17 protein-coding genes are annotated in these 19,418 nt (G+C 63.2%); 5 read left to right on the plus strand and 12 right to left on the minus strand.

Features of this window, described 5'->3' with window-relative positions; genetic code table 11:
* Positions 1-69: 69 nt before the first annotated feature.
* The 4 genes from J1C56_RS18060 to J1C56_RS18075 all read left to right on the plus strand — a co-directional run bounded on the left by J1C56_RS18060 (position 70) and on the right by J1C56_RS18075 (position 2,226).
* A complete protein-coding gene (locus J1C56_RS18060) occupies positions 70-234 on the plus strand; it encodes a DUF1328 domain-containing protein (RefSeq protein WP_018429836.1) in 165 nt (54 codons plus the stop codon).
* Between the two features lie 170 nt (positions 235-404).
* Positions 405-1,412 (plus strand): sensor histidine kinase, encoded by a 1,008-nt coding sequence (locus tag J1C56_RS18065; protein ID WP_214391458.1) that lies wholly within the window; start codon positions 405-407, stop codon positions 1,410-1,412.
* Positions 1,413-1,499: 87 nt separating this feature from the next.
* Positions 1,500-1,820 (plus strand): hypothetical protein, encoded by a 321-nt coding sequence (locus J1C56_RS18070; RefSeq protein WP_214391459.1) that lies wholly within the window; start codon positions 1,500-1,502, stop codon positions 1,818-1,820.
* A 160-nt stretch (positions 1,821-1,980) separates the two neighbouring features.
* A complete protein-coding gene (locus J1C56_RS18075; protein ID WP_067957313.1) occupies positions 1,981-2,226 on the plus strand; it encodes a YMGG-like glycine zipper-containing protein in 246 nt (81 codons plus the stop codon).
* Positions 2,227-2,298: 72 nt separating this feature from the next.
* Here the strand turns inward: J1C56_RS18075 and J1C56_RS18080 are convergent, their stop codons facing one another.
* The 4 genes from J1C56_RS18080 to xylF form a co-directional block, all read right to left on the minus strand.
* Positions 2,299-3,903: a CHASE domain-containing protein gene (locus J1C56_RS18080; protein WP_214391460.1), complete on the minus strand. Its 1,605-nt coding sequence runs from the start codon at positions 3,901-3,903 to the stop codon at positions 2,299-2,301.
* A 118-nt stretch (positions 3,904-4,021) separates the two neighbouring features.
* Complete coding sequence (locus J1C56_RS18085) at positions 4,022-4,810, minus strand: ATP-binding cassette domain-containing protein (RefSeq protein ID WP_214391461.1); 789 nt, start codon at positions 4,808-4,810, stop codon at positions 4,022-4,024.
* A 21-nt stretch (positions 4,811-4,831) separates the two neighbouring features.
* Positions 4,832-6,184: a sugar ABC transporter permease gene (locus J1C56_RS18090; protein WP_214391462.1), complete on the minus strand. Its 1,353-nt coding sequence runs from the start codon at positions 6,182-6,184 to the stop codon at positions 4,832-4,834.
* Positions 6,185-6,322: 138 nt separating this feature from the next.
* Entirely contained in the window at positions 6,323-7,363 is a 1,041-nt protein-coding gene (gene xylF / locus J1C56_RS18095; protein ID WP_214391463.1) for a D-xylose ABC transporter substrate-binding protein, read from the minus strand.
* Between the two features lie 248 nt (positions 7,364-7,611).
* Between xylF and J1C56_RS18100 the strand changes: the two genes are divergently transcribed.
* The gene (locus J1C56_RS18100; RefSeq protein WP_214391464.1) at positions 7,612-8,853 is read left to right on the plus strand and encodes an ROK family protein; all 1,242 of its coding nucleotides are present in this window, start codon (positions 7,612-7,614) and stop codon (positions 8,851-8,853) included.
* Here J1C56_RS18100 and phoB read toward each other — a convergent pair.
* The 8 genes from phoB to J1C56_RS18140 all read right to left on the minus strand — a co-directional run bounded on the left by phoB (position 8,850) and on the right by J1C56_RS18140 (position 18,986).
* Complete coding sequence (gene phoB / locus J1C56_RS18105) at positions 8,850-9,539, minus strand: phosphate regulon transcriptional regulator PhoB (protein ID WP_214391826.1); 690 nt, start codon at positions 9,537-9,539, stop codon at positions 8,850-8,852. The genes J1C56_RS18100 and phoB overlap by 4 nt on opposite strands.
* Positions 9,540-9,636: 97 nt before the next feature.
* Positions 9,637-10,341 (minus strand): phosphate signaling complex protein PhoU, encoded by a 705-nt coding sequence (gene phoU / locus J1C56_RS18110; RefSeq protein ID WP_214391465.1) that lies wholly within the window; start codon positions 10,339-10,341, stop codon positions 9,637-9,639.
* A gap of 41 nt (positions 10,342-10,382) precedes the next feature.
* A complete protein-coding gene (gene pstB, locus J1C56_RS18115) occupies positions 10,383-11,207 on the minus strand; it encodes a phosphate ABC transporter ATP-binding protein PstB (protein WP_214391466.1) in 825 nt (274 codons plus the stop codon).
* Positions 11,208-11,231: 24 nt separating this feature from the next.
* Entirely contained in the window at positions 11,232-12,548 is a 1,317-nt protein-coding gene (pstA, locus tag J1C56_RS18120; RefSeq protein ID WP_214391467.1) for a phosphate ABC transporter permease PstA, read from the minus strand.
* A complete protein-coding gene (pstC, locus tag J1C56_RS18125; RefSeq protein ID WP_214391468.1) occupies positions 12,545-14,011 on the minus strand; it encodes a phosphate ABC transporter permease subunit PstC in 1,467 nt (488 codons plus the stop codon). The genes pstA and pstC overlap by 4 nt, the downstream gene beginning before the upstream one ends.
* A 99-nt stretch (positions 14,012-14,110) precedes the next feature.
* Entirely contained in the window at positions 14,111-15,148 is a 1,038-nt protein-coding gene (locus J1C56_RS18130; RefSeq protein WP_214391469.1) for a PstS family phosphate ABC transporter substrate-binding protein, read from the minus strand.
* 289 nt (positions 15,149-15,437) lie between these two features.
* Positions 15,438-18,383 (minus strand): response regulator, encoded by a 2,946-nt coding sequence (locus tag J1C56_RS18135; RefSeq protein WP_214391470.1) that lies wholly within the window; start codon positions 18,381-18,383, stop codon positions 15,438-15,440.
* Positions 18,384-18,629: 246 nt separating this feature from the next.
* On the minus strand, positions 18,630-18,986 hold the full coding sequence (locus J1C56_RS18140) for a putative quinol monooxygenase (protein ID WP_214391827.1): 357 nt from the start codon (positions 18,984-18,986) through the stop codon (positions 18,630-18,632).
* Between the last annotated feature and the right edge of the window lie 432 nt (positions 18,987-19,418).

A 19,418-nucleotide genomic window follows, 5' to 3' on the forward strand; every position in this document is an offset into this window, starting at 1 on the left:
TTAGCACCGCCCCAGGGAACCAACCTTGGGGCGGTACGTTTTTCATTCATCATTTGAAGGAGATAGATCATGCTGTACTGGGCGCTAGTATTCCTCGTCGTCGCGATTATTGCCGGCGCCCTCGGCTTCGGCGGCATCGCTGGAACATCTGCCGGCATCGCGCAAATCTTGTTCTTCATCTTCTTGGCGTTCCTGGTCATTTCACTGATCGCGGGCCTGTTCAGGCGCGCTTGATGACACCGGGAATATGAAGAACCAACCCGAGACTGGAAGCCGGCCCCCTCAGTCGGAATCCAGCGCCGCCGGGTAGCGCCTCACTATTGAAGCGTTGCCCGGCGGTCCCATCTGGTTCTTCCGAAATCATTCGGCCGAACCGCAATGAGCGGAGCAAAGGCTCTCGTCGCATGGCCAATTCCCCCACAGCGGGACAGAGTAAACGGGTCGACGTCGCCCTGCTCCATGCCTCCCGCAATGCGGGCATTGCCGTGCTCTACCAGGATCACACGCTCCACACGGTCTGGTCGCACAATCTGCAGCCGCCTTGGGCAGGCGCCCTGGAAGAGCAGACCGGCGAAGGCGGCTTTCTCCCCGAACAGCAGGCCGATCGCCTCGTGGCCGCCAAGAAGAACGTCCTTGCAACAGGCAATTCGGACGGGCTCGAGGTCAGCATCGCCGACAATTCCGCCGGCATGCGCTGGTTCGACGTCTGCATCGACGCCGACCGATCCCCCGGCGGCCAGGTCCAGGGTGTCGTCGTCACCGTCATCGAAACCACCGAGCAGAAGCGCCGCGAGCAGACCCTGAAGGCGCTGCTGCGCGAGGTCAGCCACCGTTCCAAGAACCTGCTTGCCATCATCCAGAGCATCGCCAGCCAGACTGGCCACTATTCCGGTTCCATCGACATCTTCCTCGAGCGCTTCCGCGGGAGGCTCCAGTCCCTCGCCTCGTCGCAGGATCTGGTCACCTCGTCCAACTGGCGCGGCGCTGGCTTCCGCGAACTGGTTGTCGGCCAGGTCAAGCGCTACAGCAACGATACCGAGCATGCCGTGCGCATCCTGGGCGAAGACCCGTATCTCAATCCCAATGCCGCCCTGCATATCGGACTTGCCGTGCACGAACTGGCCGTCAATTCGGTGAGTTATGGCGCGCTTTCGCGCGTGGACGGCCATGTCGAGGTGACTGCCAGCAAGATAAAGGGTCCCGACGGCGAAGAGCAGATTGCCCTGCACTGGTCGGAGATAATCGATCCCGTTGCGGATGCGTCGATGCGCAAGAAGCGGTTTGGCAGTGTCGCGCTCGAACGTGTCGTCCCGGCCGCGCTGAACGGCAACGCCGAACTCGAAATCGGCGTCGACAAGCTGCAGTACCGCCTCGTCATGCCCCAGGCGAACTTCGAGCTGGAGCAGGATTAGCTCGATTCGAAATTCAAACGGTTCAGCTCCGTCGCGCCATGGAACTTTTAGCCGCCACCCGCCGTTTCTTGGCCGAGGTGGTTTGCCATGGAACACATCGCAGCATTTCTGTTGGTCGTTTCCTGCTCCCAGGATTTGTCGGGCTGCCGCGAGATTCCGGCGCCTGCGCCCCTGTTCGAGGCCTATGACGCATGTCAGGCCGAACTGCCGAAGGTTCTCGGCGCGTTCAGGTCAAGCAGCAACCGCACTTTTGCCAAGTGCCTGGAGGTCGATCCAGCCCTTGAAGACGATTACGACCAGCTGACCTGGAATGTCCTGCCCAATGGCACCATCGAGGCGTCTCTTACCGTTTCCAGCGTCGTTGTGGCGTCGGGTACGGCCACCGGCAAGCCGGCTTATCTCCATTGATGGGGCAGCGTATCCGCCCACCCCCCTCATACCAAGGAGCCGACATCATGCGGATACGCTAAGCCGTTGAATTGATGCGGCGAGCGGAAAAACGATTCCGATTTTCAGACCAATACGCTAAGTATTCACAGGGCGATGTTAAAGTGAGAGGACTGACCACATGAAGAAGCTTATCCTTGTCGTTGCAGCCGTCGTTGCAATCTCAGGCTGCACGACGACCGAGCGCGACGTCGCGACCGGCACGGGTGTCGGCGCTGTTGCCGGCGCGCTCATCGGCGGCGGCCGCGGTGCACTCATCGGCGGTGCCGTAGGCGCTGCGTCGGGCCTGCTGGTTCGCAACCTGCGCAATGGCTACTGCGAATACCGCAACAGCCGCGGCCAGATCTACACGGCGCGCTGCCGCTAACACGGTTTGCCAGACAAAGCCCGGCGTCGGCCTTGGTCGGCGCCGGGCTTTTTTCATGCCTGCGCGAGGCTTTCAGCCGCGATAGGGTATGTCGATTTCCACCCGCAGCCCGTCTTCGGCATAGCGCCGCACGATCTGGCCATCGAGTTCGCGGGTAATGTTCATGTCGATCAGCTTGGTGCCGAAGCCGGTCTTTTCAGGTGCCGATACGCCGTTGGCGTTGCGTTCGGCCCAATTGAGGAGCAGCCGCCGCTGCTTGCCCTGGCCGCTTACACGCCAATTCACCTTCACCCCACCAACCGAATTGTCGCCATCGCCATACTTCAGTGCGTTGGTCGCCAGCTCATGGAAGGTCAGCCCAAGCGCCTGCGTCGTCGTCTCGTCGAGTTCGACCGTAGGACCGGTCATCATGTCCACGGGGAGCTCCTTGCCGAACACCTGGCCGAGCTCGATGCGCAGCAACTCGCCGAGATCCGCCTTTTGCCAGCGCGAACGCGTCAGCATGTCCTGCGACGACGCCATCGCCTGAAGCCGCGCTGAAAACGACGCCGAGAATTCGTCGATGTTTTCGGAGTGAGCCGCCGTTTGCCGCGCCATCGCCAACACACGGGCGATCGAGTTCTTGATGCGATGCTTCATTTCCTGAAGCATCAGGTCCTTCTCCAGAAGGCTCTTCTCCGTCGTTTCGTGAAGCAGTACCGCCACTTCGTAGGCGCGCTGCTGGTAACGGGCAACCAGCGCGATCGAGCCGGCCAGCACCAGCCCGAACAGCCCCAGCATCAACGGCGCGGCGCGCGGCGATGGCGGCACGAAAGCGGTGCTCGGCCTGAAATTGATCGTCCACTTACGGCCGGCGACATCGGCCTCGCGCGTCACCGAGAAGTCGTGGCCATAGCTTGGGTCGGGCGGCGCCTCCGAGCGGAACAGCAAGGTGTCGTCGCCCATCGTGCCGTCGAACACTTCGACCACAACCGGCAGCAGCGGCGCCTTGCCGAGTGCGGCCTGGAACAGCTCGGAGGTGCGGAAGGCAACATAGAGGAACCCCGCAGGCGCCGTACCCTCGCCATCGGGCCGGTCGACGCGCGAAAACACCAATATCCCCGGCTGGCGCGGGCCGTTGTCGCCCTGGCCGAGCAACACCCGGCCGGTTGCCCGCGGCTCGCCTTTTGCCGCCAATGCCGCTTCGATCGCCGGGCGGCGCAGCGGGTCGGTCGCCATGTCGAAGCCCATGGCGTCTAGACTGGCCTTGCTCATCGGCTCGAACAGCACGATCGGCGTTCGCCATGGCAGGTTTGTATCAGGAAAAGGTCGCCGGTCGATGCCGTAGCCTTCTTTCAGCTCGGCTGTAATGGAGTCGCTTTGTCCACTGTCGATGAGCCTGACAAAGCCGATGCCGCGCAGGCTCGGGAAACTCCGCTCGGCATCGAGCGAAGCGAAATAACTGCGAAACTGGTCGCGCGAGAGATTGCCCTTCTGGGCCGCAAACATCGCTTGCGTCGCATGCAGCAAGGCAAGGTCGAACTCCATCCTGCCCTCGATGCGGTTGAGCGCATCGTCGGCCACCGACTGGAACTTGATGCGCGCCGCCTCGACCGTGGCAAAATAAACGAGCGCCGCCATCGTCAGGCTGACCAGCGCGACGGCTATGAATATCAAAGTGGGGAAGTATTTTTTCAATTCCGGCTGGCTCGCGTCACCCTCCACTCATTAAAGCATGATCGCGAAAAGTGGGAACTGCTTTTCGCGATCATGTTTTGAGCCAGATTCGTAGCCGGCAAAGCCGATGGCTGGTCGATCAGGCGGCGATCTGCATCGCACCCGGTCCGGGTGTGGCGCCGGGCGGGCATTTGCCGAGGATGATCATGCCGAGCACCTCGTCCTTGGTCACGTCCTGGGTACGCGCCGTGCCCACCACTTGGCCGTTCTTCATCACGCAGACGCGGTCGGCAAGATCGAACACGTCATGGATGTCGTGGCTGATCAGGAAGATGCCGATGCCGTCGGCCTTGAGCTGCTTGACCAGTTCGCCGACCTGCGCCGTCTCTTGCGGCCCGAGTGCCGCCGTCGGTTCGTCCATGATCAGGATGCGGGCGTTGAACAGGATGGCGCGCGCGATCGCCACCGATTGCCTCTGGCCGCCCGACAGCTTGCTCACCGGCTCCTTGAAGCGCTGGAAGCGCGGGTTGAGCCGGCCCATCACCTTGCGCGCCTCGGCCTCCATGGCGACGTCGTCGAGCGTGCCGTAGGCGGTCATGATCTCGCGCCCGAGGAAGAGGTTGGCAGCGGCGTCGACATTGTCGGCCAAAGCCAGCGTCTGGTAGATCGTCTCGATGCCGTATTTCTTGGCGTCGCGCGGATTGGAGATCGATGCCTCCTCGCCGCGAACGAAGATCGAGCCTGCGTCGCGCTTGTAGGCACCCGACAGGATCTTGATCAGCGTCGACTTGCCGGCGCCGTTGTGGCCGAGAAGTGCGACCACCTCGCCGGGATAGAGGTCGACCGAGGCGTCATCGACGGCGCGGATGCCGCCGAAGGCGATCGAGATGTTCCTGAGGTCGACGAGCGGGATACGGGTCTGTTCCATGATCTTGCCTCCCGGATTTCGTTAGACGCGCTTGCGGTAGAGCGTGTCGAGCCACACGGCCACGACCAGCACCAGGCCGACGACGACGTTCTGCAGCGGCGTGTCGAGGCCGAGCAGCACCATGCCCGACTGCAGCGACTGCATCAAAAGCGCGCCGAGCATGGCGCCCGCAATTGTGCCGGCACCGCCAGCGAGCGACGTGCCGCCAATGACCGCTGCCGCGATGACCAGCAGTTCGTCCAGCGTGCCGAGCGAGTTGGTGGCCGAGTTCAGGCGGGCACTCGAAACCGCTGCGCTGATCGCCGCCAGCACGCCCATGATCATGAACACCTTCATGGTGATCCAGCGCGTGTTGATGCCGGCGAGGTTGGCGGCTTCAGGGTTGCCGCCGATGGCGAACACATAGCGGCCGAAGCGGGTGCGGTTGGTGACGAAGGTCATGATGATGCCCACGGCGACCGCAATCAGCACGGGGATGGCGATGCCATGGGCGATGAACAGCCCGCCTTCGGGGATGGTGATGCCGTTGGCCTCGGCATACTTGCGTACAATCCCGATGGGCCAGGGATAGGAGTTGGCAATCCAGACCGCACCGAGGATCACACCGCAGGTGATGGTGCCGAGAAATGCCTCGGCCCAGAGCGGCCTCAGCGGGAACTTGAAGCGCTTGCGTTGCTGGCGACCATTCAGCAGCGCGAGCACCACGGCAAGGCATGCGGCAAGGCCGACGATCCAGCTCCACATCGCGCCGATGGCACCTTGCGGACCACCGCCCATGAGCTGGAAGTTCGCATCGAGCGGCGCAATCGTCTGGCCTGAGGTGACCCACCATGCCGCGCCACGCCAGATCAACAGTCCGCCCAGCGTCACGATGAAGGCAGGGACCTCCATATAGGCGATGACGAAGCCCTGCAGCCCGCCGATCACCAAGCCAAGTACGATGCCGATGACGAGTGCCAAGGCCCAGATCCACGGATTTCCAAGTTCGAGACCGACGGCCTTGATCAGGAAATGCACCTGGGCGAACCCCATCACCATCCCGATCAGGCCTTCTGCCGAGCCGACCGACAGGTCGATGTTGCGCATGACGATGACCAGAACCATGCCGGTAGCCATGATAGCTACGGCAGAAGCCTGCACCGACAGGTTCCATAGGTTGCGGAAGGTCAGGAAGGTACGGCTGTCGAAATCGAGCGGATTGACGCCAAGGCGCAGGCTCGAGATCACCTGAAGCCCAACCCAGATCAGCAGCAGCGCGCCAACCATGCCGAGCATGCGGGTATCGATTTCCGTGTCTCTGAGGAAGCGCCCGATCGGGCTAAGCTCCGTCGTTCGCGCACGGTCGGTCGGCGCGTTGGATGTCGTATCTGTCATTGTTACCTCCCGACCGGGGGCCGTCTACGCGGCAGCCGGTGCGCGCATGATAGGGTCAATCTGCCATGTCATGAAGCGGCGCTTTTGAAAAACGCCGCGGCATTGCCGCGGCGTTTGACCAATCGGATCAAGCCGATCTTAGTTGCAGGCTGCGACCGAGCCGGCTGCCACGCCCTGGCAGACGACGTCCTTGCCAACCCAGCCGGCGTCGATGACGACGTTGAGGTTGTCCTTGGTGATCGGAACCGGCGTCAGGAACACCGAGTTCAGCTCGAGGCCGCCAGGCGTCTTGAACTTGGTGACGTTGGCGATCTCTTCCATCTTCTTGCCGTCGGCGAGCTGCGAGGCGATCTCGGCCGCGTTCTTGCCGAGTTCGCGCGCGTCCTTCCACACCGAAACGGTCTGGGTGCCGAGTGCGATGCGGTTCAGCGCGGCATGGTCGCCGTCCTGGCCCGAAACCGGCACCGAGCCGGCAAGGCCCTGTGCCTGGAGCGCTGCGATCGCGCCGCCGGCGGCGCCGTCGTTCGAGGCCACGACCGCATCGATCTTGTTGTCGTTGGCGGTCAGGAACTGCTCCATGTTCTTCTGGGCATTGGCGGGCAGCCAGCCGTCGGTATAGGCCTCGCCGACATTCTTGATCTTGCCGGCGTCGACGGCTTCCTTGAGCACTTCCATCTGGCCGGCGAACAGGAAGTCGGCGTTCGGATCGGCACCGCTGCCCTTGATGAAGACGTAGTTGCCTTCGGGCTTCGCGGCGAGCACGCCCTTGGCCTGCATGCGGCCGACTTCCTTGTTGTCGAAGGTCAGGTAGAAGGCGTCCTTGTTTTCGATCAGGCGGTCGTAGCCGACGACAGGAATGCCCTCGGCGACAGCCTTGTCGACGGCCGGTCCGATGGCCGAGGCATCCTGCGCCAGGATGATCAGGGCGTTGGCGCCCTGCGAGATCAGGCTCTCGACGTCGGTCAGCTGCTTGGCCGGCGAAGACTGCGCGTCAGCCGAGATGTACTTGTCGCCGGCAGCCTCGATGGCGGCCTTCATGGCGGCTTCGTCGGTCTTCCAGCGTTCTTCCTGGAAGTTCGACCACGACACGCCGATGACCTTGTCCTTTGCCGAAGCCACTGCCGAAAGCGACAGAGTCATGGCAACACCCGCCAGGATGGCGGTGGTAAACTTTTTCATGATTTCCTCCCTGCGCCCAACGGGCGCGCCTACTTCGCGATAGCCCTTGGAGAAGCTCTTTTTTTCGAGCCTCGAAAAAATAGTGACGCAACGGCCCGCCACTGTCAACATGGTTTCGCTTACGCTCCTTATTTTTTTCGGAACCCGAAATAAATAGAGACATTTTGCACTGGCTCTGTCACAATCACTTGGCGCGTAAGGGACTGCCGCTTAAGAAGGCAGCGCTTCGCCGGGAGGAAGACGAGCACATGTCGGTCGGCATACGTCACGACGATCTGAGACGGCGCAACCGCGCCATGGTTATATCCGCGGTTCGCCGCGCCAGCCAGCCGTCGCGCACCGAAATCGCCGCCACCACCGGCCTCAGCCATTCGACGATCTCGACGATTTCCTCCGATCTCATTTCAGAAGGCATCCTCGCCGAAGCCAAGAGCAACGAGCCGGTTTCGATGAAGCGCGGCCGCCCCCAGGTCGCCCTGACGCTGGAGCCCAAGGCCGCGTCGGTCGTTGCCGTCGTGCTTTCCCTCAACAGCCTGTCGGCCGCCGTCATCGACTATGCCGGCAACACGGTCGTCGAGGAAACCACGCGGCTGGTGACCCAGCATATGTCCGCCGAAGCGTTGATCGACGAATGCGTCGCCATGATCCGCCGACTGACCCAAAGTGACGCGGCTTCCGGCGGAGCCGTCCTGCGCATCGCCATGGCGGTGCAGGGCATCACCGATGCCGCCTCGCGCAAGCTGTTGTGGTCGCCGATCACCCCGCACGACGACATCCCCTTCGCCGACCGGCTCGAGCAGGAGTTCGGCGTGCCGGTCTCGGTCGAAAACGACTGCAACATGATCGCCGAAGCGCTGCGCTGGCGCGACCCGGTCCGCTATCGCGACGACTTCATCGCCATCCTTTTGTCGCACGGCATCGGCATGGGCCTGGTCATCAAGGGCGAACTGTTCACCGGCACGCAGTCCTCCGGCGCCGAATTCGGCCACATGATTCATCGGCCTGATGGCGCGCTGTGCCGATGCGGCCGCCGCGGCTGCATCGAAGCCTATGCCGGCAACTACGCCATCTGGCGCAACGCTCGCCTCGGCGACGAAAACGCCGAGCCGCTGGCCGACCTGTCCGACGACGACATCAGGGCACTCGCCGATGCCGCCCGCGACCATGACGGTCCCGAGCGCGAAGCCTTCCGCAAGGCCGGTGAGGCCATCGGCTTCGGGCTCGGTTCGATGTTCGCCCTGTTCGACCCCGCCCCGCTCGCCTTCGTCGGCGTCGGCGCCACTGCCTTCGACATCATGGAGCCGCATGTGCGCAGTGCAATCGCCAAGACGGCAGGCGGGTTGCACTCGAAGGCGATCTCGTTCGACACCGAACCCAACGAGGTTCCGCTCAAGCGCGAGGGCGCGACGATGCGCGCCCTGCTTACCGTCGATCAGGAAATCTTCGCCGCCGGCACCGCTCCGCGCCGTGCCGAGGCGGATGTCGCCTAATCCTCGCGGATGGCGTAGCCGGCGCCGCGGATGGTGCGGATCACGTCGGGCATGCGGCCGTTGTTGACCGCCTTGCGCAGGCGTCCGACATGAACGTCGACGGTGCGTTCGTCGATGTAGATCGTCTCGCCCCAGACATTGTCGAGCAGTTGGCTGCGCGAAAACACCCGGCCCGGATGCCGCATCATGAATTCGAGCAGGCGGAACTCGGTCGGGCCGAGCTTGATCTCGCTCTTCTTGCGGTAGACGCGGTGCGACTCGCGGTCCAGCATGATGTCGCCGACCTTGAGCACCGACGACAGCACTTCGGGCTTGGCCCGGCGCAGCAGCGCCTTGACCCGTGCCATGAACTCCGGCGTCGAGAACGGCTTGACCAGATAGTCGTCGGCACCCGTCGAAAGCCCGCGCACGCGGTCGCTCTCCTCGCCGCGCGCCGTCAGCATGATGATCGGCAGGCGCTCGGTGTCGGGCCTCATCCGAAGCCTGCGGCACAGTTCGATGCCGGAAAGTGCCGGCACCATCCAGTCGAGAACCAGAAGGTCGGGCACGTTTTCCTGGAGCCTGATCTCGGCCTCGTCGCCACGCGTGACGACCTCGACCTGGTAGCCTTCGGATTCGAGGTTGTAGCGAAGCAGCACGCCCAGCGGCTCTTCATCTTCGACGACCATGATCTTGGGAGCGATCATCGGCGATACCTTGTCCTGGCGCATGGCCCCTTGCGGACCATGCGCTGATTTAACCTGTGCAGCGCCCCCGCGCCAAACGCATGCGGTTGCGGAGTGCTCAGGCCGGAACCGTCGCCGTGGTCTCGTCGACCTTCGGCCGGTTCAGCGGCAGCTGCGTGCCGGTCACCACGAAGTAGGCGTTCTCGGCGATATTGGTGACGTGATCGCCAATCCGCTCGAGGTTCTTGGCGCAGAACAGAAGATGCGTGCAGGCGGTGATGTTGCGCGGATCTTCCATCATGTAGGTCAGGAGTTCGCGGAACACCGCAGTGTACTGGATGTCGATCTTCTGGTCGTCGGCGCGCAGCTCCTTCAGGCCCTCGGCCTGGCGCGCGACATAGAGGTCGACGACGCCGCGGACCTGGCCAAGCACCAGCTGTGCCATGGCGTCGATCGAATGCGACAGGTTGCGCGGTGTCGCCGACTGGCCGACAGCGCCGACGCGCTTGGCGATGTTCTTGGCAAGGTCGCCGATGCGTTCGAGATCACCGGCCATGCGGATGGCGCCGACAACCGCGCGCAGATCCTGCGCCATCGGCTGGCGCTTGGCGATCAGCGTGATCGCCGAATTGTCGAGGTCCCGCTGCTTGGCGTCCATGATGGTGTCGTCAGCAACCACGTTCTGCGCCAGCGACTGGTCGGACGACAAAAGCGCGCGAATGGCGCCGGCGACCATCGCGCTGGCGAGATCGCCCATGTCGCGGATGAGCTGGTCGACGTGCTGGAGTTCTTCGTCGAAGGACCGGACTGTATGTTCGCCCATGATTTCTTCCTCGTCTCGTGTACCGCGGCGAAAACGCTCACTCAGCCGAAGCGGCCGGTGATGTAGTCCTGCGTCCGCTTGTCGTCGGGGTTGGTGAACATCTTGTCGGTCGGGCCTTCCTCGACGAGATAGCCGAGGTGGAACATCGCCGTGCGCTGCGACACGCGTGCTGCCTGCTGCATCGAGTGCGTCACGATGACGATGGTGTAGTTCTCGCGCAACTCGTCGATAAGCTCCTCGACCTTCGCGGTGGCGATCGGATCGAGCGCCGAGCACGGCTCGTCCATCAGGATCACCTCGGGCGCAACGGCGATGGCACGTGCGATGCACAGGCGCTGCTGCTGGCCGCCCGACAGGCCGGTGCCCGGCTCGTTGAGACGGTCCTTGGCCTCGTTCCAAAGGGCTGCCTTCTGCAGGGACTTCTCGACGATCACGTCGAGATCGGCCTTGTTCTTGGCAAGGCCATGGATGCGCGGGCCGTAGGCGACGTTTTCGTAGATCGACTTGGGGAATGGGTTCGGCTTCTGGAACACCATGCCGACACGAGCGCGCAGCTCGACGACGTCGATCTTGGGATCGTAGATGTCTTCGTTGTCGAGCGTGATCTTGCCGCCGACGCTGGCGCTGTCGATGGTGTCGTTCATGCGGTTGAGGCAGCGCAGGAAAGTCGACTTGCCGCAGCCGGACGGGCCGATCAGAGCTGTCACCTGGTTCTGGCGAACGTCGAGATCGACGCCGAACAGCGCTTGCTTGTCGCCATAGTGCACGGTGACCTTGTCGCCGCGCATCTTGATGATTTCATTCGATCTGGCGTTCATCTCAGCATTCACCGCGTCGTCAAGGGATTTTTCGGTCATGATGTTCATAGCAGGATACTCCTTGTCCATGCCCTACCAGCGGCGCTCGAAGCGGCGGCGCAGGACGATGGCGACGATGTTCATGGCCATGAGGAAGATCAAAAGGATGATGATGGCACCCGACATGCGTTCGACGAAGGCGCGTTCGGCCTCGTTCGCCCACATGTAGATCTGCACCGGCAAAGCCGTCGCCGGATCGAAAGGCGTCGTGGGATAGTCGGCAACGAAGGCGACCATGCCAATGAGAAGCAGTGGCGCTGTCTCGCCGAGCGCGCGCGCCAGGCCAATGATCGTGCCGGTCAGGATGCCGGGTGCGGCCAGCGGCAGGATGTGCTGGAACACCATCTGCATCTTCGAAGCACCCAGACCCAGCGCTGCCGAGCGGATCGACGGCGGCACGGCAGCCAGGGCGGCACGTGTTGCGATGATGATCGTCGGCAACGTCATCAGCGTCAGCACCAGGCCACCGACGAAGGAAGCCGAGCGCGGCAGGCCGAGGAAGTTGATGAACACCGCAAGGCCGAGCAGACCGAAGACGATCGACGGCACGGCGGCGAGGTTGTTGATGTTGACTTCGATCAGGTCGGTGAAGCGGCTCTTCTTGGCGAATTCCTCGAGATAGATCGAGGCTGCGACGCCGATCGGCAGCGCCAGCAAAAGCACGATGACCATCATGTAGAACGAGCCGATGAGAGCGACGCCGACACCAGAGGTTTCAGGCCGGCTCGATGCGCCGTAGCTGAACAGTCCGGTGTTGAAGTGCTCGGCCATCACGCCTTCGGCCTTGAGCTTGTTCATCCACTCGACCTGCTGGTCGGACACCTTGCGGCGGCTTTCCGGCACTTCGAGATCGATCTGGCCCTTGAAAGCCGAGTCGAGATTGGCGGCAGCCAGGATGTCGACATTGCGCGTCGTGCCAATGACCGACGGGTCGGCGGCGACGATCGCCCGGAGCTGGACACGCGAACTGTCGGACAGGAAGCCCTTGAGCTTGCGCACCTCGGCCTTGTCGTTCGGGTCGATGCCGAGCTTCTCGATCAGCGCAGCCTCGGCGATCTTGGGATAGTTCGCCGTGATCAGCACGTTCGGATCGGTCGCCCGCTTGTTGGACGGGTCGATGATCTTTTCGTCGAAATTGATCGGCAGCGTCACCGTCGTCTGCCAGAAGGCAGTGTAGCCCTTGGAGATGATCGAGGTCAGCATGACACCCAGGAACGCCAGGCCAACGGCAATCGCCAGCACGCCGTAAAGGCGGAAGCGGCGTTCGGCGGCGTAGCGTTTCTTGATGCCGATGTCGCGGCGTGGTCGGGCAGCCGACGTGGTCAGCGTGTCGAGCGAAATATCGGTCATTCGTATTGCTCCCGGTACTTCCGGACGATGTAAAGCGCGACGATGTTCATCACCAAGGTCAGCGCGAAGAGCGTGATGCCGAGCGCGAAGGCAACAAGCGTCTGCGGCGTGTTGAACTCGAGGTCGCCGGTCAGCTGGTTGACGATCTTGACGGTGATGGTGGTCATCGCCTCGAACGGATTGAGCGTCAGGTTGGCCGCAACGCCAGCCGCCAGCACCACGATCATCGTTTCGCCGATGGCGCGCGAAGCGGTGAGCAGGATGGCGCCGACGATGCCGGGCAAGGCGGCCGGGAGGATGACGCGCTTGATCGTTTCGGAGCGCGTGGCGCCAAGGCCGAGCGAACCGTCACGCATGGCGCGCGGCACCGCGGTGATGATATCGTCGGAGAGGGAAGAGACCACCGGGATCAGCATCACGCCCATCACGAGGCCGGCGGTCAGGATCGACTGCGCCTGGATAAACGGGGTGCCGCCGGTCAAGGCCGCGCTGATGTCGCGCAGGAAGGGTCCGAGGGTGACGAGCGCGAAGATACCGTAGACGATGGTCGGGATGCCGGCGAGCAGTTCAAGCGCCGGCTTGACCACCGCGCGCACCTTGGGAGCGGCGTATTCCGACATGTAGACCGCCGACATCAGGCCGATCGGCACGGCGACGAGCAGCGCCACGAAGGCGATGTAGAGCGTGCCGGCGAGCAGCGGGATCAGGCCGAACTGGCCTTCGCTGGCGCCCGCGCCGGCAGCGGCGAAGCGCGGATCCCACACGGTGCCGAAGAAGAAGTTGCTCAGCGGCACCTTCTCGAAGAAGGCGATGGTCTGGAACAGCATCGACAGCACGATGCCGATGGTCGTCAGGATGGCGAGCGTCGAGGCGCCGAGCAGGCTCCACAGCATCACCTTCTCGACATTGTTGCGCGCCCTGGCGCGGGGGCTGATGCCCTTCAAGCCGTAACCGACACCGATCAAGGCGAGGCCGATCGAGACGACGGCGGAAATCATGCCGAGCCGATCGGAGACACGGTTGGCCTCGGTCGCGATCGGGATCATGTAGTCTTGCGTGTCGGGCGCCAGCGCCACGCCCTTTGCGGCGAGCATCGGCTGCAGGTCGGCAAAGCTCGAAGGCAATGCACCAAGCGTCTGGCTGTCGAGTTTGCGCAGGCCGCTGGCGAGGCTCTTGACCAGGCCGGCGGCGAGATCTTCATGCGCGACGGTGCCGTCGGCGACGTCGGCCGGCAGCGCCGAATGGATGTGGCTGTTAAGATAGGCGCTCGCGCCGATATCCCACGCAGCGAGAAACAATACCGCCGGAACAACGCCCGTCAGGAACGCCCACCAGCCGTGGTAATGCGCACGCGAGTGCGGCTTGACCGTTCCGTCATCCTGCGAACGCGCCCTTTGCCGGCCGGCCACGAAGGCCGCCAGTCCGATTGCAAGTACGATGGCGAAGACAAGCAGGAAAGACATGGGCCAGCCTCGGTGGATTCAGATCATTGTGCCGAACGGAACAGCCGGCGAAATAGTCCAAGGGGCGGCAGTTTTTTCCGCCGCCCCTTGGCAGTTCAATTACATGGTCTTGCCGGCGCCGAAGGCTTCGCGCTGGGCAGCGCGCTCAGCGTCCGGAGCGGCAACCAGGCCGTATTCGGCAAGCGGGCTTTCCGGGCCGACCATCTGGTCGTCGAGGAAGAACTCGACATATTCCTTGAGGCCGGGAACGACGCCGAGATGTGCCTTCTTGACGTAGAAGAACAGCGGACGCGACACCGGATACTCGCCCTTGGCGATGGTCTCGACCGAAGGCGTGATGCCGCCGACGGTGGCGACCTTCAGCTTGTCGGCGTTGTTTTCGTAGAAGGCCAGGCCGAACACGCCGACGCCGGTCTTGTTGGAGTCGATGCGGGCGAGCGTCTCGGAGTAGTCGCCGTCGATGTCGACAGCCTTGCCGTCCTTGCGCACTGCCTTGCACGCGGCTTCGGCGGCCTTGTCGTCGAGGCCCGCAGCCTTGCCGGCTTCAACGCCGCCGAGCTTCTTGCAGCCGGCGATCAGCAGCTTCTCTTCGAAGACTTCGCGGGTGCCGTGCTTTTCGCCCGGAATGTAGGCGGCGATGTCCCAGTCGGGCAGGTTCGGGTTGACCTGGTTCCACTTGGTGTTCGGGTTGTCGACCAGCTTGCCGTCAACGGCGATCTTGGCGGCGAGCGCCTTGTAGACGTCTTCAGGCGTCAGCGCCCAGTCCGGGCCCTTGACGTCGGTTGCGAAGACGATGCCGTCATAGCCGATCTTCACTTCCTGGATTTCCTTGACGCCAGCGTCGACGCAGGACTGCACTTCGTCCTTCTTCATCGGACGCGAGGAGTTGGCGATGTCGATGGTGTTCTCGCCGACGCCCTTGCAGAATTCCTTGATGCCGGCGCCCGAACCGCCTGATTCAACGACCGGGGTCTTGAAGTTGGTGAAGGTTTCACCGAACTGCTCGGCGACGATCTTGGCATAAGGCAGAACGGTCGAGGAACCGGCAACCTGGATCTGGTCGCGGGCCGAGGCATAGCCTACCGAGGCTGCGATCGCGAAGGCAGCAGCCGACGCGGTGAGAAGAGCTTTTTTCATTGGGGCCTGCTCCTGTGGGAGTATCTCGTATGACGCCATTCCTCGGCGCCCGGTGAGCCAATAGCCCCCCTCTATTACAGTTGCATGACAGTTTCGTGTCACCCCTGTAACGGTTGCAGTGCTTGGCGCTGAAGGGGTCGTTTCCTCGGTCCTTTGCCGGCGCGAGGCAAACTACAGGCAGGCAACGAATGCAAGCCGCCTACCCAACGTCAGGCCGGCCTTTGGCGTGTGGAACTGTCACATTTCCACAGTCTTTGAGATACGGCCCGGTCTGTGTCCCGGATTCGGGTCAGACGGCGCCGCGGCGCTCCTCGTCCTGCCACGACCAGCGCTCGATCTTTTCGAGCAGCGCGCGCGGGCTGATCGGCTTGGGCAGGTAGTCGTCCATGCCGGCTTCGAGGCAGCGTTCCTTGTCGCCTTTCAGGGCGTGGGCGGTGACGCCGATGATTGGCACGCGCATGCCCGTGCCGCGTTCGAGCTTGCGGATTTCGCTCGTCGCCTCGAGCCCGTTCATCTCGGGCATCGACACGTCCATCAGGATCATCCTGGGACGGCGCTCGCCATAGGCGGCGACCGCGCGCCGGCCATTGCCGACGATCTCGAAGCTGAGCTCGGTCTCGGCAAGGATCTGGCTGAACACCATCTGGTTCACCTCGTTGTCTTCGGCAACGAGAATGTCGAGACCGCCATCGCCGCCTGGCCGCTGGCCGCCACGCAGGCGCGCGACGCTGGGCGCCGGATTGCTGGCATGTTTAGCCGGCACCTGCGCATCGGCCATCTGCGCCGGCGTGAGATTGGGCGCCCGCTTGCGCTGGATCGCCGCGACGAGCGCCTCCAGCAGCGCCGAGGAGCGCGCCGGCTTGATCAGCTGGGCATCGATGGCGAGATCGCGGTGCGCGGGCCCCGAAAGCGACTGGTCGACCGACGTCAGCATGACGATTGGCGTTTCAGACAGGGTCGGTGATTGCCTGACGATCCGCGCCATCTCGGCGCCGGTCATGCCGGGCATCTGGTAGTCGAGCACGATGCAATCGACTTTGACGCCCATCGCCTGCGCGGCCTGCAGCACCTGCAGGCCCTCGGCACCGCTTTTCGCGGCGCAGGAATCGAAACCCCACGACAGCATCTGTTCGGTCAGGATGGTGCGGTTGACCGCGTTGTCGTCGACGATCAGCACGCGCGCGCCGGTCACGTCGATCAGCGCCGCCGGCCGCGTTTCGAGCCGCCCCGCATTGGGCAGGGTTAGCGTGAACCAGAAGGTCGAGCCGGCGCCCTCGCCGCTTTCAACGCCGATCTCGCCGCCCATCATGTCGACGAGCCGGGAGGTAATGGCGAGGCCGAGGCCGGTGCCTTCGTGCCGGCGCGTCGACGACGCATCGACCTGGCTGAACTTTTCGAACACCAGCTTGAGCTTGGCTTCGGGGATACCGATGCCGGTGTCGGTAACGGCTACGTGCAGCTTGGTGGCCTCGCCATCGCTGCGACCAGTCACATCGACGAGCACATGGCCAGAATCGGTGAACTTCACCGCATTGCCGAGCAAATTGGTGATGATCTGCCTGATGCGGCCGACGTCGCCGACATAGAGGTGCCGGAGATCGGGCTGCATCCGGACGATCAGTTCGAGGTCCTTCTCCTTGGCCCGCGTCGACATCAGCGTGGCAACGTCCTCGATCGCCTCCGACAGGTTGAACGGGATCGGGTCGAGCACCAGCTGGCCGGCATCGATCTTCGAGAAATCGAGGATGTCGTTGATGATCGTCAGCAGCGCATTGCCTGACTTGACGATGATGTCGGTGAAGGTTTTCTGCTTCGGATCGAGATCGGACTTCGCCAGAAGCTCGGCCATGCCGAGCACGCCGTTCATCGGCGTGCGGATTTCATGGCTCATATTGGCGAGGAACTCCGACTTGGCGCGGTCGGCCAGCACGGCCCGGCGCTGCGCTTCCTCAAGCTCCGTCTCGCGCTGCTTGAGCTCGGTGATGTCGGTGGTCGAGCCGATCAGGTAAAGCGAGCCGTCGGACGCCACCATCGCGCCCTTGCGTGCGAACTGATGGCGCACCATCCCGTCGGCGCTTGTCGCCGTCTCTTCGATCTCCACCGTCGTGCCGCTACGCATGACCTCGCGGTCGGCCTCCATGAAGGGCTCGCCTTCGGCGCCGAAGATCTCCAGGTCGGTCTTGCCGATGGCTTCCTCTTTGGAATAGCCGGTCAGCTCGCACCAGCCCTGGTTGACATACATCAGCCTGAGGTCGGCGTGCTTGGCGTAGATCGACACCGGAACATTGTCGATCAGGCTGCGGAACACCTCGTTCTCGCGCATCGAGTCCTGCAGCGCGCGCTCGCGCTGCTTGAGTTCGGTGATGTCGACGCGCACGCCGATGAAGGTTCCGTCGGCCAGCCGCTGGTCAAAGATCTGGTACCAGCGCCCGTCGGGATTGCGCCGTTCCCGCACCGCCTGGCTGGTGTGATAGCGCTCGACCATGCCCTCGACCCAGGCTTCGGGATCGGCGTCATACAGGTCATCGAGATCTTCGTCGCTGGTGTCGCGGAAGTAGCCCGAGCGCTGCGCCAGCACCATGCTGTCGCGCAGTGTGTGGCCCTCGGTCAAGACGCCGCTGAGCGCCGGCAACGCGCTCTTGAGCTTGCGGTTGGCAAGCACGAAACGGTCGTCGCGGTCGTAGATGATGACGCCCGCCGGCAGCGATTCCAGCACTTCGGCCAGCCGGTGGCGGGCCTCGACGGCTTCGACCTCGCGCCGCTTCATCTCGCTGACGTCGTAGTACGAAACCAACCGCTTGCCGCCGGAAAGGGCCGTGACCGAATAGATCATGGTGCAGCCGTCGGCGCGGCGGAATTCGCGCGGCGCGACATCGCCGGCCGAGATCTCGGACTCGCGCAAGGCGACGTAGCTTTCCCAGTCGCCGTCGGGAATGGCGTAGACCCCGCTATAGCGGTTGATGTCCATCAGGGCCCTGAACGGGCAGCCCATGGCGACCTGGCCGACGGTCAGCTTCCAGATGTCGTAGAAGGCCCTGTTGATGAACTGCACGTTCAGGCCGGCATCAACCAGCACCACGCCCATGTTCATCGAATCGATGGTGCGTTCGAGATCGGCATAAGGCAGGCTGAGATCGTCCCGGGCCCGCGCATCGCCAGCCTGGTTCGTCAGCCCCCGCTCATTGGCCGGCTCGCCGGTCGGATCGTTGACGTCCGAGCCCAGAATTTTCCGCATCCGTCAGCCCTGCATGCATGGAGCGATGCTGCTCCCCCGCAGACCGCCGCGACAAACCTTGCCGCAGAAGCATTAACGACTGACTAACCTTAACGCCGCGGCGCCATACATGAGCGGATTCAAATGTAATCGAAATGAGAAGCTGCGAAAAGCTACCGCCGAATCTGCACTTACTTTCCGCAGCGTCACAAGCGGACGACCAGGAAACCGCCAGTCGCAGCCTCAAGAGCGTCCGAAACCTCTCGGCTAATCGTCATTGGCCGCGTTGAGCTCTTCCGGCCGCATGCCGCCATTGGGATCGACGAGGCCGAGCGACCTGGCCCGGATCATCCGGCGCGACTTGAGCAAGGGCGAGAGTGCCGCCTGCACATCCGACATACGCGGATTGCGCTCATGCGCAGCAACCGCCGAGTCGTCGGCATAAAGCTCGTTGACCATCACCTTGTTGGCGATCGGCGTGCCGTCACGCTCCACCGGCTTGATGACCTCGAAGCGCAGGCAGCCCGGCTCTTCCTGCAACGTGGCGCGGGCATGTTCCGAGATCAGGTCGAGGAACTGCTCCTCCGCCCCGTCCAGTGTCTCGAATTCAACGATGATGGTCATTTCAGCCAAGCTTTTGTGCCTTTCCTTCGATCCCGCGGTCCGGTGCCGCCATCCGGCTGGCCGGCAGGACGGTGACGTCAGGCTAAGTCATGCAGGCAGCGTTGGAAAGGCCATGGCAGGCCTGAGGCGCACCGGCGGGCGAAGGGTTGTGCAGCCCGCCGGGCGTTGCCAAAGACGCGCACTCGATACATTGCGCATGTGAATGGTGCGGAGTTGATGGTGAACAAATGATAAAGGATTGCGATCACGGTCGATGTCAGGATGTAAGGCAAAGCCTCTTGCGCGGAACCATTTCCCGCCCCGGAGAGTTGCATCCAGGCACATCGGGCGTGGTCTTTTCCTTTCAGCCACGCTCAGAAAGGGCCCGCCGCCCCCCTCGCGGCGGGTCCTTTCACCAGGTTTTCAGCACCTTTGCTTGCAACTCCGATGCAA

Source organism: Aminobacter anthyllidis, from assembly GCF_018555685.1.
Lineage (GTDB): Bacteria > Pseudomonadota > Alphaproteobacteria > Rhizobiales > Rhizobiaceae > Aminobacter > Aminobacter anthyllidis.